Source organism: Marinobacter sp. 3-2 (genome assembly GCF_003751355.1).
Lineage (GTDB): Bacteria > Pseudomonadota > Gammaproteobacteria > Pseudomonadales > Oleiphilaceae > Marinobacter > Marinobacter adhaerens.
Genome location: NZ_RJUQ01000019.1, coordinates 135993 through 152332, shown reverse-complemented (window position 1 = coordinate 152332; position 16340 = coordinate 135993). Strand labels below are relative to the sequence as shown.

The 16340-nt window shown below is 58.2% G+C and carries 15 protein-coding genes; 14 read left to right on the top strand and 1 reads right to left on the bottom strand.

Annotated features, from left to right (window positions below):
* Positions 1–133: 133 nt before the first annotated feature.
* Entirely contained in the window at positions 134–2956 is a 2823-nt protein-coding gene (gene uvrA, locus EDB94_RS19415) for an excinuclease ABC subunit UvrA (protein ID WP_108019288.1), read from the bottom strand.
* A 185-nt stretch (positions 2957–3141) separates the two neighbouring features.
* Between uvrA and EDB94_RS19410 the strand changes: the two genes are divergently transcribed.
* The 14 genes from EDB94_RS19410 (at position 3142) to EDB94_RS19345 (ending at position 16251) form a co-directional block, all read left to right on the top strand.
* Complete coding sequence (locus EDB94_RS19410) at positions 3142–4512, top strand: MFS transporter (RefSeq protein ID WP_108019287.1); 1371 nt, start codon at positions 3142–3144, stop codon at positions 4510–4512.
* 57 nt (positions 4513–4569) lie between these two features.
* Positions 4570–5094, top strand: a complete 525-nt coding sequence (gene ssb, locus EDB94_RS19405; protein ID WP_008174919.1) for a single-stranded DNA-binding protein — start codon at positions 4570–4572, stop codon at positions 5092–5094.
* A gap of 234 nt (positions 5095–5328) precedes the next feature.
* On the top strand, positions 5329–6249 hold the full coding sequence (locus tag EDB94_RS19400) for a biogenesis protein MshI (RefSeq protein WP_260312632.1): 921 nt from the start codon (positions 5329–5331) through the stop codon (positions 6247–6249).
* Positions 6246–6851, top strand: coding sequence for a PilN domain-containing protein (locus EDB94_RS19395; RefSeq protein ID WP_041644930.1), 606 nt, complete (start codon positions 6246–6248; stop codon positions 6849–6851). Before EDB94_RS19400 ends, EDB94_RS19395 begins: the two co-directional genes overlap by 4 nt.
* Positions 6851–7540 carry a type II secretion system protein GspM gene (gspM, locus tag EDB94_RS19390; RefSeq protein WP_108019286.1) on the top strand — a complete coding sequence of 230 codons (690 nt, stop codon included), beginning with the start codon at positions 6851–6853 and terminating at the stop codon, positions 7538–7540. The genes EDB94_RS19395 and gspM overlap by 1 nt, the downstream gene beginning before the upstream one ends.
* Before the next feature lies 1 nt (position 7541).
* Positions 7542–7889, top strand: a complete 348-nt coding sequence (locus EDB94_RS19385) for a hypothetical protein (protein ID WP_108019285.1) — start codon at positions 7542–7544, stop codon at positions 7887–7889.
* 17 nt (positions 7890–7906) lie between these two features.
* The gene (gene mshL, locus EDB94_RS19380) at positions 7907–9619 is read left to right on the top strand and encodes a pilus (MSHA type) biogenesis protein MshL (RefSeq protein WP_108019297.1); all 1713 of its coding nucleotides are present in this window, start codon (positions 7907–7909) and stop codon (positions 9617–9619) included.
* 1 nt (position 9620) lies between these two features.
* Positions 9621–10460 (top strand): ExeA family protein, encoded by an 840-nt coding sequence (locus EDB94_RS19375; protein ID WP_062786621.1) that lies wholly within the window; start codon positions 9621–9623, stop codon positions 10458–10460.
* A complete protein-coding gene (locus EDB94_RS19370) occupies positions 10457–11599 on the top strand; it encodes a bacterial transcriptional activator domain-containing protein (protein WP_108019284.1) in 1143 nt (380 codons plus the stop codon). The genes EDB94_RS19375 and EDB94_RS19370 overlap by 4 nt, the downstream gene beginning before the upstream one ends.
* Positions 11599–13368, top strand: coding sequence for a GspE/PulE family protein (locus EDB94_RS19365; RefSeq protein WP_108019283.1), 1770 nt, complete (start codon positions 11599–11601; stop codon positions 13366–13368). Before EDB94_RS19370 ends, EDB94_RS19365 begins: the two co-directional genes overlap by 1 nt.
* Entirely contained in the window at positions 13368–14597 is a 1230-nt protein-coding gene (locus EDB94_RS19360) for a type II secretion system F family protein (RefSeq protein ID WP_108019282.1), read from the top strand. The genes EDB94_RS19365 and EDB94_RS19360 overlap by 1 nt, the downstream gene beginning before the upstream one ends.
* Positions 14598–15179: a hypothetical protein gene (locus EDB94_RS19355; RefSeq protein WP_108019281.1), complete on the top strand. Its 582-nt coding sequence runs from the start codon at positions 14598–14600 to the stop codon at positions 15177–15179.
* A 36-nt stretch (positions 15180–15215) separates the two neighbouring features.
* Positions 15216–15734, top strand: a complete 519-nt coding sequence (locus EDB94_RS19350; RefSeq protein WP_014575980.1) for a type II secretion system protein — start codon at positions 15216–15218, stop codon at positions 15732–15734.
* A 55-nt stretch (positions 15735–15789) separates the two neighbouring features.
* On the top strand, positions 15790–16251 hold the full coding sequence (locus tag EDB94_RS19345; RefSeq protein ID WP_108019280.1) for a type II secretion system protein: 462 nt from the start codon (positions 15790–15792) through the stop codon (positions 16249–16251).
* Positions 16252–16340: the final 89 nt, after the last annotated feature.

Here is a 16340-nt window from a genome sequence, read left to right as displayed (position 1 = left end):
GAGGCTTGGGTGGCTGGCATGGGGGTGGGCATTTATTTTCTTTGGGAAAACAACTCGCTTCGCTCAGGCATCTTTTCCCGGCAGAAAATAAACGCCCACCCCCTTGCCGACAGAACTCGTTATTGCCCGCCGATTACTTCTCTAGCATGGGCTTCAAGTAGCGACCGGTGTGGGAAGCAGGGTTCTTGGCAACCTCCTCCGGCGTTCCCTCTGCAATGATCTGGCCGCCGCCGGAGCCGCCTTCCGGGCCCAGATCGACAATCCAGTCTGCGGTTTTGATGACATCCAAGTTGTGCTCGATCACGACGATGGTATTACCGTGATCACGTAGGCGCTCCAGTACATTCAACAGCTGCTGAATGTCGTAGAAGTGCAGGCCGGTTGTGGGCTCGTCCAGGATGTAGAGGGTTTTGCCAGTATCCCGTTTGGACAATTCTTTGGCGAGCTTTACCCGCTGGGCTTCGCCGCCCGAGAGCGTCACTGCGCTTTGCCCCAGACGGATGTAGGAGAGGCCCACATCCATCAGGGTCTGGAGCTTACGGGCCAGGAAAGGCACGGCGTCGAAGAACTCCCGGCCTTCCTCAACAGTCATCTCCAGCACTTCGTTGATGTTTTTGCCCTTGTAGCGCACTTCCAGGGTTTCCCGGTTGTAGCGCTTGCCCTTGCAGACGTCGCAGGGCACGTAGACATCCGGCAGGAAATGCATCTCTACCTTGATTACGCCGTCGCCCTGGCATGCCTCGCAGCGGCCGCCTTTCACGTTGAAAGAGAATCGGCCAGGTTTGTAACCCCGGGAACGTGCCTCCTGTGTTCCGGCAAAGAGTTCACGGATGGGAGTGAACAGGCCGGTGTAGGTGGCGGGATTCGAGCGGGGGGTGCGGCCGATGGGGCTCTGGTCAATGTCGATGACCTTGTCCAGGTGGTCCAGTCCTTTGAGCGACTGGTAGGGGGCATGGTTGAGGCTGGTGGCTTTGTTGAGTTTGGCGGCAGCTACCGGATACAGGGTGCTGTTGATCAGCGTGGACTTGCCAGACCCGGATACACCAGTGACGCAGGTCATGATGCCCAGGGGCAAATTGAGCGTAACGTCTTTCAGGTTGTTGCCAGTAGCACCTGACAGGGTCAGTGTTTTTCCGCTGCCTTTGTTGCGCTGTTTCGGGATGGCGATTTCCCGGGTGCCGTTGAGGTATTGCCCGGTAAGCGAATCGGGGTTGTCGATGATCTGTTGCGGTGTGCCCTGGCCGATAACCTTGCCGCCATGAACGCCAGCGCCCGGTCCGATATCAATGACATGATCTGCAGCGCGGATCGCATCCTCGTCGTGTTCGACAACAATCACGGTATTGCCCAGATCCCGGAGATGGGTGAGGGTGGCCAAAAGCCGGTCATTGTCCCGTTGATGCAAGCCGATGGAGGGTTCGTCAAGAATGTACATGACGCCTACCAGCCCGGCGCCGATCTGGCTTGCCAGGCGAATACGCTGCGCCTCACCCCCGGAGAGTGTATCGGCACTTCGTTCAAGCGTGAGGTATTCCAGCCCGACGTTCACCAGGAACTGAAGGCGCTGCCGCACTTCCTTCAGAATTTTTTCGGCTATCTCACCTTTTCGACCCGGTAGCGCGAGGGTTTCGAAGTAATCATGTGCGTCACCCACCGGGAGATGGGTGACATCGGAAATATTGTGCTCTTCGATAAAGACGTGGCGGGCGCTGCGGCGCAGTCGTGAGCCGCCGCATTCTTTGCACGGCTGGGTGCTCAGATTGCGGGCGAGCTCCTCTCGCATGCTCTGTGAATCGGTCTCGCGGTAGCGCCGTTCAAGGTTCGGCAGAATGCCCTCGAATGGATGTGCCTTCTCCATGATATGGCCACGTGAATTCACATAACGGAATGGGATATCCTCATCGCCCGAGCCGAACAGCAGCACGTTGCGAAAATCCTCGGGGAGATCCGCCCAGGGCGTTTCCAGATCGATGCCGTAGTGATCTGCCACGCTGCCCAGCATCTGGAAGTAATAGACGGCCCGGCGATCCCAGCCCTTGATGGCGCCGGATGCCAAAGTGGCTTCCGGGTGCTGGACAATTTTTTCGGGATCAAAGAACTGTTTAACACCCAGTCCGTCGCAGGTAGGGCAGGCACCCGCCGGGTTGTTAAAGGAAAACAGTTTCGGCTCGAGCTCGCTCAGGGCATAGCCGCACTGGGTGCAGGCATAACGGGCGGAGAAGGTCTGTTCTTCCCCCTCACCACTCATGGGCGCCACAAGGGCAATCCCGTCAGCCAGGTCCAGGGCGGTTTCGAAACTCTCGGCAAGCCGCTGCTCCAGGCCTGGCTTGACCTTGAACCGATCGACGACCACATCAATCTGATGTTTGCGTTTTTTGTCCAGGGCCGGCACATCGTCGATGTCATAAACCGTGCCGTCCACCCGAAGGCGGATAAAGCCCTGGCTGCGCATGGTTTCGATAACTTGAAGATGTTCGCCTTTCCGATCCCGGATGACCGGTGCCAGAATCATCAGTTTGCTGTCCTCTGGCATGGCCACCACCTGGTCTACCATCTGGCTGATGGTCTGCGCTTCCAGAGGTTGGCCATGGTCGGGGCACCGGGGCTCCCCGGCGCGGGCGAAGAGCAGGCGCAGGTAATCGTAGATTTCCGTGATGGTGCCAACGGTGGAGCGAGGGTTGTGGGAAGTGGACTTCTGCTCGATGGATATCGCTGGCGACAGCCCTTCGATATGGTCCACATCCGGCTTCTCCATCATCGAGAGAAACTGGCGGGCATAGGTAGACAGCGACTCCACATAACGTCGCTGCCCTTCAGCATAGAGCGTATCGAACGCTAGGGACGATTTACCGGAACCGGAGAGGCCGGTAATCACGATCAGTTTGTCCCTTGGCATATCCAGGTCGATGTTCTTCAGGTTGTGGGTTCGTGCCCCTTTGATCTGGATATGGTCCATAACACCTCGCTCGGATAAAAACGAAAATTATACCGCGTTGGGCCCGCTGCGGCGAAAATGATACCGGGACCAGCATCACGCGGGTTGTCCCCCGTCAGCGCCCCTTCTGTTACAATGCGCCGCCTGCGATGGGTATCTGCCCTCAATCTGACCGCTTTCAACCCCGGCTGAGGTACGTAATTGCCATGAATGCGCTGGAAAAACGCTCCGTATTCGCCCTGGCGTCTGTTTACGCCATGCGCATGCTCGGACTGTTCATGGTGCTGCCGGTATTCATGTTGCTGGGCGAAGATCTCAAGGATGCAACGCCCGCACTGCTGGGTTTCGCTATAGGCGCCTACGGACTCAGTCAGGCCCTGTTGCAGATTCCCTTCGGCATGCTGTCTGATCGGGTTGGCCGAAAGCGCATGATCTATATCGGGCTGGTACTTTTTGCCGCAGGCAGTTTGCTGGCCGGAGCCACGGACTCCATATACGTTGTAATTGCCGGTCGGATTCTTCAGGGCGCCGGTGCGATCGCCAGTGTGCTGATGGCGCTGCTCAGTGACCTGACTCGCGAGGAAGAGCGGACCAAGGCCATGGCAACGGTGGGGATCACCATCGGCCTGTCGTTTTCGGTATCGCTGGTTCTTGGGCCCCTTCTTGGAGCCTGGTGGGGACTGTCCGGGATCTTCTACGCCACGGCAGCACTGGCCGTGGTGGCTTTGGTGATCGTCAACCGCGCGGTTCCGACGCCCCATCAGCACAAGACCAGCCCCGACACGCATCCTGCCCGGGAGATGTTGGGGCGGGTGCTTTCAGACGGTCGTCTCCTCCGCTTGGATTTCGGTATCTTCGCGCTGCATCTGGTGCTGACCGCTCTGTTTCTTGTGTTTCCCTCCATGCTTCAGGAGCAGTTTGGCCTTGCCAGCAGGTCACACTGGTGGTTTTACCTGAGCGTGATGGTCACGTCTTTCTTCGCCATGGTGCCGTTCATCATCATTGGCGAGAAAAAACGCAGGATGAAACCGGTGCTTTGTGGGGCAATTGCCTTGCTGACATTGGCTACTGCCGGGTTTACCGGTGTTTCCAGCAGCCTGGTTGCGGCCTGGGCTGTGCTGTTTTTCTTCTTCATGGCCTTCAACCTGCTCGAGGCCAGCCTGCCGTCATTGATCAGTAAGGAGGCGCCGGCTGCAAGCAAAGGCACAGCAATGGGGGTGTACTCCACCTCCCAGTTCATGGGCGCGTTTCTGGGGGGCGCATTCGGCGGCTACCTCCTGGAGGTAGCCGGGCTGCAGGGCGTGCTCTGGTTCATGGTGGTAGTGCTGGGCCTCTGGCTGCTGATAGCGCTCACCATGCCCGCGCCCGGTCACACCACAAGTTTCGTGGTACAGTTGCAGCAGGTAATGAACGACCAGTACGACGACATCGATGACAATCTCCGCCGCCTTCCGGGCGTTCAGGATGTGGTGATTGTGGAAGACGCTGCCACCGCCTATCTTAAGGTGGATCGTCAGCAATTTGATGAAGCGTTACTTGCGGACTTTTCCTTTGTCCGGCAGGCTAACCATTCTTGAAATCCGGAGGCTCGCACGGAACGCGGGCGTCCCTGAAAACAGAGTCAGGAGCAGAACATGGCACGAGGCGTAAACAAGGTAATCCTAATCGGTAATCTGGGGCAGGACCCGGATACCCGCTACACCCCCAACGGCAATGCCGTAGTAAACCTGAACCTTGCAACAGACGAAAGCTACAAGGATCGTCAGACCGGTCAGCTGGTGCCGAAAACCGAATGGCACCGGGTTGTCATGTTCGGCAAGATCGCCGAAGTTGCGGGACAGTACCTGCGAAAGGGCTCGAAGGTTTATATTGAGGGCAAGCTTCAGACCCGCAAATGGCAGAACAAGGAAGGGCAGGATGTCTATACCACCGAGGTTGTGGTGGATATCAATGGCCAGATGCAGATGCTGGACAGCCGTGGCGGCGAAGGCGGAATGAGCCAGGGCGCGCCGGCAGGACGGCCTCAGCAGTCCGGCTACAACGCGCCGGCTGGACAGCAGAACAATCCGCCACCGCAATCCGGTGGCTACAGCAACCAGCCTTCGCAGGGCAGCATGCCCGAACCGGTTGACGACTTTGATGATGACATTCCGTTCTGACTCTCCCCACGAGACAAACGGGATTTGAGCATCCGAACTCTATAAAGCCTCCGCATTGCGGGGGCTTTATTGTTACTGACTTGCAAAAACGGTGTGAAATCAGCCAAAAAAACGTGGAGTTACGTTCGCTTTCTCATCTATTATGTAATCCATTGCGAAAAATGCCGGTTTTTTGGGCAATACAATAGTCACGCGAGGCTGGCGAGTGGCCTTCGGATCCTTTTTGCGGACCCCATGACAAAGACACCGATATTACGAAAATTGACCGGCCTATTCAGGCACTCCGGGGCACGTCTGCGGGTATGTCTTGAGATTCGTCCGGACGGCATTGCCTGGGCGGAATCAGCAGGACGATCAGGCTTCAGTGATTGTCTGCCTGCCAGGCGTCTGGAAACCCTCGCCGCATTGGTGGAAAGTGAAGGTTGGTCCGGCGCAGCGACGACGCTTGTCCTGCCTCTGGACCAGTATCAGGTGTTCCAGATGGATCGCCCGGAAGGCATCGAGGAATCGGAACTGGGCGATGCTCTCAAGTGGAAGTTGAAGGATTTTCTGGACTTCAGTCCGTCCGAAGCCGTTTCCGATGTGTTTCCCTTTCCCCGGGACGCATCCCGTGGGCGAGGTGAGCTGGTTAATGTAGTCGCGGCCAGGAAAGTTCTGGTCTCGGAACTGGTTCGGCTGGTTCAGGAGTCGGGCCTGGAGCTTGAGCGCATTGATATCGCCGAGCTGGCATTGCGAAACCTGGTGTGCCGGCTGGATGAGAATCGACGCGGGGCAGCACTGGTTCATCTGAAAGACAATTACGGCCAGATGGTGATCTGCAGAGACAATACCCTGTATCTGTCGCGCAAACTGGATGTGACCTCCGAAGACCTGCGTGATGCGGCCCGTCAGGAATCGGCCGTTCAGTCGTTGGCTCTGGAAATGCAGCGTTCCCTCGATTACTACGAAAGCCAGCTGGGCCAGGTTCCGCCGGCGATGATCCGTCTTGTCGCCCGCGACAGTGTCCTGCCACTTGCCTCCATGTTGTCCTCGTATGTAGCCGCTGGTATCGAAACCCTCGACTGGAACGCCCTGGGCCTTCAGGCCGATCTGGACAGTCGTTGCCTGCCTGCCTGGAGCGCATGCTTGCCAATGCCGGAGGACGGTCGCCCATGATCCAGCAGGTCAATCTGTATACAGACGAGCTTCGCCCGCATAAGGAGAGGCTACAGGCGGGGACGGCGGTTGGTGTTCTGCTAGTGGGGTTGCTGCTGGTGGCGTTCGTGGCCGGTTTCCTGATTTACGAGAACTCCGTGATGGCCAACAAGGCCTCGCGCTTGGACCGGCAGAATCAGCAGCTTGAGCAAGCCGTGGCGGAGCTTTCAGCGGCGGTTCAAGCTCGCCAGCCGGATGCGGAAGTGGAGGAGGCTCTGAACCGTGTAACCCAGACCCTCGCTCGTCGCCAGCGTTTGCTGGAACGGGTAGAGAGTCTCGTGCTCTCGGAAGGCCGCAATTTTTCGCCGCAATTGTCAGCTCTGGCCCGGCAGATCCCGAAAGACGTCTGGCTAACTGACGTTATTCTCGAGTCGGCCCCGGACAAAGTCACCATTGAGGGGCGTAGCCGTGATGGCGCTCTGGTGCCTCGATACCTTGAAAATCTGGGCGACGAGGCGGCTTTTGCCGGAAAAACTTTTGGTGCGTTCCGGTTGTCACGGTCGGACGAGGGCCGGTGGATCGATTTTCATGTGTCCAGTAAACGCGACGGGGAGACCAACTGATGGCGGATGCGTCCAACACCTCCCTGGCACGAGTGGCGCAGTGGTATAACCTGCGCCCGATTCGCGAGCGGGCACTGATTCTGCTGACGGCGCTGGTGCTTTTCCTGGTTGTCGTCTGGGAGCTTGCGGTTACGCCGTTGCAGCAACGGCATCAGAACCTGGAGAATCGCCTCCAGATGCTGTCCAGCAGTCGGGATGACCTGCTTGCGCAGCAACAGACGCTTAACGCACAGCTCGCGACCGATCCCTCCCGGGAGTTGCGCAATCAGCTAAACGCCCGGCAACAGAGATTGGAACGGCTCGATCAGCAGATCGCGGATACCACAGGGCAACTGATCGCGCCCACAGCGATGGTGGCACTGCTCAGGAATATTCTGGCGGCCCAGGAATCGCTGGAATTACAGGCACTCGAGCTACAAACTCCAACCCCGGTTTTCGCACCGGATGCACCGGAGCAGTCGCCTCGGGAGCCGCAGGCTGCGCCTGAGCCACTGCTGTATGCCCACGATGTCGAGCTCCGGATCAAAGGGAGCTACCTCGATGTACTGAATTACCTGCAGCGGCTGGAGGCAATGGATGAGCGCCTCGGCTGGATCAGGCTGGAATACAGCGCGGGAGACTGGCCTTCGGGAGAGGCGGTCATCAGGGTGCAAACACTGAGCCTGGATCAGGCCTGGCTGGGGGTATGAGATGAGCAGACGCCTGAATAAGACAGCAAGTTGGTGGTTTGGCATGGCGCTCGGCTCTATGTTTTTTTGTGCGGGCCCGGCCCATGCACTGCAGGATCCGACCCGCCCGCCCGGTCCGCAGGCCACAGTTGCCCGGCCGGCGCCAGAGCGGTCACTGGCTCTGGATTCCATTCTTTTCAGCAAGGACAGGCGAGTCGCCGTAATCGAAGGTGAGGCCCTCAGGGAAGGCCAGGGTTTTGACAACGTGCGGGTTATCCGGATCTACGCCAATCGGGTTCTGGTCACGGATAACGGCCGCGAACGGGTGTTGTACCTGGAGAGACTTCCGCAGGTTCGGGGAACTCAATGACAGACAATCGGATACTCATGACAACCATTAAAATCACAGGTGCACTGGCGTTGAGTCTGGTGTTGACGGCGTGCAGCAACAATCCGTTGATGCGGTCGGCAACGGCTACCTCAACCGATGCTGCGGACGCTATTGACCAAAGCCTTGAAGAGGCCACGCAACCAGAACCGGCGGCGCCAGCATCCACCGAGGCCTCAGCACCTTTACCTGCGGACGTAAGCGCAGCATTGCTGCCGTCACTGTCCGGCGGCGCGGATCTGGACGAACGTTTTGACGTCAATGCCCGGGGAGTGCCTGCTGCAAGCTTTTTTGAATCGCTGGTCGAGGGGACCCGCTACAACGTGGTGGTCCATCCCGATGTCACTACCAGCATCGATCTCCGGTTGGGTGATGTCACCGTACCGGAAGTTATGGATATAGCCGGTGACCTGTATGGCCTGGATATCCGCCGCAATGGCCGGCTGTTCCGTGTTCAGGCGGATCGCGTCCAGACGCGGATGTTCCCAATTGATTACCTGCATTTCAAACGCAAGGGCGGCTCCGAGACCCGCGTAAGTTCCGGGCAGGTGACGGGCGCGCGCAGTGGCAGTTCCGGTAACTCCAATAGCAATGGCGACAGCACTGGTTCCGGCGAGACCCGCAACCTGGTGGGAACCACCATTTCCACGGAAACGGCGTCGGATTTCTGGAAAGACATTCAAAGCGCCCTGAACATGATTGTCGGTGGCGGTGATGGCCAACAGGTGATTGTCAATCCGGGTGCCGGCCTGGTTATGGTCCGGGCCGGTTCCGAAGATTTGCGCATGGTTGAGGAGTACCTTCGCCGCACTGAGCTGATTATGCAGCGTCAGGTGATCCTGGAAGCCAAGATTCTGGAGATCGCGCTTAACGAGGGCTACCAGCAGGGCATCAACTGGTCGGATATTCAGAGCGCGTCCAGCATTACCGCCTCGGATGGTTTGCCGGAGGATTTCACCGCGCAGGCTTTGGCGGGCCAGGTTATTCAGACATCCGATATCGGAGGCCTGTTTTCTGCCAGCGTGCGCGCCGGCGATTTTACCGGCCTGATCGAGCTGCTCGGGAAACAGGGCAATGTGCAGATTCTCTCCAGCCCACGGATTTCAACGGTGAATAACCAGAAGGCGGTCATCAAAGTCGGTACCGACGAGTTTTTTGTCACCGATATTGATTTCGATGACAACAACTCCGCCGTTACAGCCACAGATTCAACATCAACCTCCGTGGAGTTGACCCCGTTCTTCTCGGGCATCTCGCTGGATGTCACTCCCCAGATTTCTGAAAGCGGCGTGATCACCTTGCATGTACACCCCTCTGTGAGTGAGGTGACCGATCAGGAAAAGGTGATCACCATTGGCGAGCGGGACGTCACGCTGCCCCTGGCCAGCAGCACCGTTCGTGAAACCGACAGCGTGATCCGCGCCGAGAGTGGCCAGATCGTTGTGATCGGTGGTCTGATCCAGAACTCCAGTGAGGACAACAATTCCGCGGTTCCCTTCTTCAGCGAGATCCCGCTGGTGGGCGAATTGTTCAAGCAGCGGAGATTCCAGTCGCGCAAGAGTGAGCTGGTCATCCTTCTGCGACCGGTTGTGGCCGGAACGCCGGAGATGAACGCGGACGTGTCCGCCAGCCGGGAGCGCATGAATGTGCTGCGCGAGTTGCTGCAGTCATCTGAATCCGTCACACCGGAACCGGAGAAAGCCGTTCGATAGCATGTACGAATCCCATTTCGGACTGCAGGAAGCACCGTTCGCATTGACGCCCAATACCCGCTATTTTCTGCGGGCGCCCAGCCATGGCGATGCGCTGGAACTGTTGTTGGTGGCTCTGAAAGAGCGTGAGGGCTTCATCAAGATCTCCGGAGAAGTCGGCACTGGCAAAACCTTGCTGTGTCGGCTGCTGCTTAACGAACTCGAGTCTATTGCCCACACTGCGTATATCCCCAACCCGCAGCTTACCCCGGATACCCTTTACGAGGCGGTAGCCGAAGAACTGGGTGTGGATATGTCCGGATGCGCCAATGCCCACCAGGTACTCAAGGCCATCAACGAAAAGTTGATCAGCCATGCCATGGAGCAGAAGCCGGTCGTGTTGGTGATTGACGAGGCCCAGGCCATGCCGGAGGAAACCATCGAGGCGTTGCGTCTGTTAACGAACCTGGAAACCGAGAGTGTCCGGCTGCTTCAGGTGGTTCTGTTTGGCCAGCCGGAACTTGATGTACTGCTAAAAAAGCAAAGCCTGCGCCAACTGAATCAACGCATCACCTTTCACTATCGCCTGACGCCACTGGACCGGAACTCGGTTGCCCAGTATCTGCGGCATCGCCTGGCGCAGGCCGGCTATAACGGCGCTGATCTTTTTGCGCCGGGTGCGCTTCGTCTGATTACCCGGGCTTCCGGTGGTATTCCGAGGCTGGTTAATATTCTTGCCCACAAGTCCATGTTGGCGGCCTGGGGCCGGGGCGACCGCCTCATCGAGCGGGGCCATGCCATGCAGGCCATTCGCGACACCGAAAGCGTGCGGGTGCCGGGCCTGATCGGGAGGTGGTTATGAGCCTCCTCAACGATGCTCTGCGTGCTGCAGAACAACGTCAGAACCGACCGGAGGTGGCCGCGGCCTATGCCGGGCAGTCGCAATCCCGGGGTCGCCCGCGTTCCGGATTGTGGGCCGTCGTATTGCTCTTCGCCGCGGGTTTGGTTGGCGCGTTTGTCTTCTGGTTCATGACTCGGACCGGCAGTGAAGAGATGCCTGTTGAGGTGATCGCGTCGCCAGCGCCGAAAACCATCATGGCACCGCCAATTGATCAGGATGCCGGAACCGAAAAGAGTTCAATTGATTCTCAGTCTGTGGGTGGTGAGCAAGATACCATCGAGCAAGCTGTGTCCGGGATCGAGAATGAGCCGGTCAGCCAGCTGCCACCAGCTCCTGAGCTCCCTGCCGAGGTACAGCCTGAACCGAAAGCCATGGAAGCAGCCGAGACGGTCGTGTCAGAGCCAACGCCCGAACCGGTTAGACGCCAGACTTCCAATCCTGAAGACGCTGTCAGTGAGCCCGTGGTGGCAGAGAGCAAGCCTGCCCAGGAGACAGAAGCACCAACGTCGTCGGTGAAGCAGGTCCGTGAGACGCCCGAAGCTATCGATCGCCGGGTTAGCCGCGAACTGGCCTCTTTACTCAGAGGCGGGGATGCCCGGGAAGCCGAGCAAAAATTGCAGGAACTGGCCGCGACTCAGGCGGCGATTGCCAGCCGGGAAGTATTCGCGCGTCAGATGTTGGTTCAGGAAATGCCGGACAGGGCACTGGCATGGCTTCCGGAATCGGTGACGAACGGTGATGCCGGTCTGCGGCTTCTCAGGGCCCGGGCGCTTCACGCCAAGGGCAGGTTGCCTGACGCAATCACTGCCCTTGAGCTCAGTGTGCCCGCTGTGCGCCAGAACGTGGAATATCGGGTAACCCTGGCAACCTTGCTGCAGCAGGCAGGCCGCAATACCGAGGCAGCCCGACACTGGTCGGCCCTGATTGCCGAGGACGACAGCCGCGCGGCCTGGTGGGTGGGCCTTGCGATTGCCCTCGAGACGGGCGGCGAGATCAATAGTGCGGTTCGGGCCTACAGCCAGGCCGCCCAGTTACCCGGGCTTTCGCCTTCCCTGGCGGATTATGTTCGTGAACGACTGAAATCTTTGCAGGCGGGATGATGACGACAGAGCCAAAAAAGAAAGTCCGGTTAGGCGACCTGCTGGTTCAGAATGACGTTATCACTGAGCAGCAGCTGATGACGGCCCTGCGCGAGCAGAAGAGTACCGGTCGCAAGCTTGGCAAGACGCTGACGGATCTTGGCTATGTGGACGAAGACAGCCTGCTCAATATCCTGTCCCGTCAGCTCGATGTACCTTTTGTTCAGCTGCGTCACTACCAGTTCAACAATGAGCTGGTAAAGAAACTTCCGGAAGCCATGGCCCGTCGGTTCCGCAGTATCGTGCTGGCGGAGCATAGTGGCGAATTGCTCGTGGGCATGGCCGATCCTCTGGACATCTTTGCCTACGATGAGCTGGTCCGCATTCTGAAGCAGCCCATCAAACAGGCCGTGGTGCGGGAAAGCGAGCTGCTGAACACTCTGGACCTGGTGTACCGGCGTACCGATGAGATTGCGTCGCTGGCGGAAGAGCTGGAAGACGAACTGGGCGACGATGCCTTCGACCTGGCGGACCTTTCCGCCGAATCCGAAAGCGCTGAAGCGCCGGTGGTCAAACTGCTGCAAACGCTGTTCGAGGATGCTGTTCAAGCGCGCAGTTCGGACATCCACATCGAGCCGGACGAGACTGTGGTCCGCATCCGGCAGCGGGTGGATGGTGTGCTGCAGGAACAGGTGATGAAGGAAAAGCGGGTTAATGCCGCGCTGGTATTGCGCCTGAAGCTGATGGCAGGCCTGAACATCTCCGAGAAGCGGATGCCCCAGGACGGGCGCTTCAACGTGCGAGTGAAGGGCCGCAGTATCGACGTGCGGGTCTCCACCATGCCCGTTCAGTACGGCGAATCCGTGGTGATGCGTTTGCTGGACCAGAGCCAGGGCATGTTGAACCTCGACGGAACGGGGATGCCAGCTCAGTTGCTGGAACGGTTCCGCCGGATGATCAAAAAACCCCATGGCATGATCCTGGTGACCGGTCCCACCGGTAGCGGCAAAACGACGACGCTCTATGGTGCTTTGACCGAGCTCAACCGCCCGGAAGTGAAGATCATCACTGCTGAGGATCCGGTGGAATACCGTCTGCCCCGGATTACACAGGTACAGGTGAACCCGAAGATCGGTCTGGAGTTCTCCAATGTACTTCGGGCCGCCCTGCGACAGGACCCGGACGTGATCCTGGTGGGCGAGATGCGGGATCGCGAGACCGTGGAAATCGGCCTGCGGGCGGCCATGACTGGCCACCTGGTGCTCTCCACCCTGCACACCAACGACTCCATCAGCAGTGCCATGCGGCTGATTGATATGGGCGCAGAGCCTTTCCTTGTGGCCAGCTCCCTGCTCGGTGTTGTCGCCCAGCGCTTGGTGCGGCGGGTCTGTGACAACTGTGCCGAGGCCTACACGCCCACGGAACAGGAGCTGGTCTGGCTGCGCAGCTTTGATCTGGATCCCCTGGATATGGAAGCCGGATTCGTTCATGGCCGTGGTTGCTACCAGTGCAGCAACACCGGCTATAAGGGTCGGATTGGCGTTTACGAGATGCTGGAAATGAACGAGGCGATGCTGGATGCTCTTCGACGCCAGGATGTCTCGGAGTTCACCAAAGCGGCCCGCCTGAGCCCCCTGTACCGGCCCCTGGGGCAGTGCGCCATGGACTTTGCATTGCAGGGCACGACGACACTGGAAGAGGTGGCGCGGGTGGCCGCTACATCCGAGGGCGAGTTCTCGCCCGAGGATGACATTCCCCTGCCGGATGAACCGATCGGGGGAGGTGCCTGATGCAGTTCAGCTACCGGGGCAAGGATGATCGTGGCGGTGTCCAGCAGGGTTTGCTGGGCGCTCCGAATGCCGATGCCGCAGCCACCGAACTGATGCGACGGGGTATAACTCCGCTCGTCATCCGGGAGGTGCAGGAAACGGAATCGGTCATTGATCGATTGAATCGTCTGCCGATCTTCCGGAAGAAGGTCACCCTCGATGAGCTGATTGTGTTCTGCCGCCAGATGCATGCGCTGACCAAGGCTGGCATCCCCCTGATCCGAACCATGCGTGGCCTGGCAGAGACCACGCGCTCGCCGGTGCTGGCGGAAGTGCTTGAGGATGTGACCACACGTCTTGAAGGCGGCACCACCATGGCGACGGCCATGCAGGCGCATCCCAAAGTCTTCTCGGAGCTGTTCATTGCCATGATCCACGTAGGCGAGAACACCGGGATGCTGGACGACGCTTTCCGGCGCCTGTCGGAAATTCTCGAGCTGGAGCGGGATACCAAGCGGCGCCTGAAGCAGGCGATGCGTTATCCGATGTTTGTCATCATTGCCCTGTTATCGGCTCTGATGATCGTGAACTTTCTGGTTATCCCCAAATTCGCATCGGTGTTCAACAAGCTGGGGGCAGACTTGCCGTTCCTGACCCAGGTACTGGTTGGCACCTCCAATTTTCTCCTGGCCTACTGGTACGTGATGCTGTTTGCGGTTGCTGCTGGCGGACTGTTGCTGCGGCAGTGGAAACAAACGGAACAGGGACGGCTGACCTGGGATCGTTACAAACTCAAGTTACCGATTATCGGACCGCTGCTGGAACTGATAACACTCAGCCGATTTTCGAGGAACTTTGCCACCATGTTGTCCGCGGGTATGCCCGTGACAACCGCATTAACCGTGGTGGCAGACACAACCGATAACGCGTGGATCTCGAGTCACATCAAGGATATGCGGGCCGGCATCGAGCGAGGCGAAAGCCTGCTCCGAACCGCCCGGCACAGTGAAATGTTCACGCCGCTGATTCTTCAGATGATTGCCGTGGGTGAGGAAACCGGTTCTGTGGACGACATGCTCAACAACGTGGCGGATTTTTACGATGAGGATGTCGACTATGGCCTGAAGCGGCTGGCGGAGTCGATTGAACCGATATTGATTGTGGCCATGGGCATTCTGGTTTTGATTCTGGCACTGGGTGTGTTTCTCCCGATCTGGGACCTGGGGGCCGCCGCCATGGGGCGGGGCTGAGTGCCAGCGGCAAAACAGGCGGACGCCAGCGGGTACGCGCTTTCCCGCAAGTTTCGTCTGGCAGTCGTGGTCATCGTGCTGGGCGTTCTGTGGTGGTTTCTGCTCGGTGTGCTGGAACGGGAAGCACGAAACGCCGAGGAACGGGCCGCCAATATGGTGATCAGCCAACTGAGATCGGCGCTGGTCATCAAGGGTGCAGAAGTGATGCTGAGCCGCGGCGAGCGGCTTGCGGAGCACCGGGGCATCAACCCGTTTGAGCTGGTGGAACACCAGTGGGGCAATTACAAAGGGCAGTGCCAGGCCGAACAACTGGCACCGGCCACCTGGTGCTTCCGGGCCAGAGAACAAAAAGAAACAGAAAACGGGCCCAAAGGCTGGTTAATTTATAAACCAGGGCAGCCAATAACCATAGATGGTCGGCACGCCAATGAAGAACAGCCTCTGGCCTGGGCAGTGACAACGGAATTTGCAGACCGCAACGGGAATGGTGCGCGGGAGCAGGAAGAGCGGCTGACGGGGTTAAAACTGGCCCCGGTGTCGTTGACAGAAGAAGCAGCGCAAACGCAGGATGCGCAACGCTGACCAGACGCACAGACACAATCTGAAAGAGGTCGACGAATGATGCAGTACGACAGGAAGCGAAAACAGAAAGGTTTTACTTTGATTGAGCTGGTGGTAGTGATTGCCATCTTGGGGATTTTGGCAGCTTTTGCATTGCCACGATTTGCTCAGCTTTCGGAGCAGGCGCATCAGTCAAGTATTAAGGGAACCGCCGGAGCGCTGAGTGCGGGAGTTGCACTCGTTAAAGCTCAGTGGGTGTCGAATGGCCAAACCGCAGCCGCGGCAACAGTTGATGGTTTTGGCGATGACGACGTGGCGGTCAACGACGAAGGTTGGGCGACCTCGACCAACGGAAATACCGGTGCCCCGAATGAAAACCGTTGTATACAGGTGTGGCAGGGATTGCTGCAGGCTAACGCCCCGACGATCTCAACCGCTACCGCCGCCAATGCGGACGCCGACTATTGGGCGGCTGTGGTTGGCACTGCTTGCGAATACGAATACCAATTGGATGGTCAGGGCAGCACCATTACCTATGACACCGCAGATGGCTCTGTGGTCACCAATATTAATTAAGACGAACACGGCAGTTTCACTTAGAACTTCACGACAAACGTAAGAGGTAACGACAATGAAGAATATGATTCCTGCGAGAAATCAGAAGGGTTTCACCCTGATTGAACTGGTTATGGTAATTGTGATCCTAGGCATTCTGGCGGCGTTTGCTTTGCCGCGGTTTGCGGATTTTGGGACTGAGGCAAAAGTGGCAACGCTTAATGGCGCTGCTGGATCGGTAAAATCTGCAGCCGCGATTGCTCATGCACGTTGGGTTGCAGACGGAAGTACGGCGAGTGCGTCCGTTAACTTGGATGGCGCTACCGGAATAACGATGTCTGCAGCAGGTTATCCAACCTCAGATGCGGCGGGAATTGGCACTGCTGCGCAGCTTAGCGATGAATTCACAATCACTGACGGAACAGATGTAAGCACTGATGCAGCGACGATTTCTCTGGATGCAAGCTCTGGAACTTGTGAGTTTGATTATGACCCGACCACCGGCAATACGACGCTTAACTCAAGTAATAATTGCTAAGTCTTTGGGGATTGGGTTGTTTAGCGAAGCGCGTCTCTGTAGCCGCGTTGTACGAAAATGTGCTCGCAATTTGCTTCGCTAATCCCAGC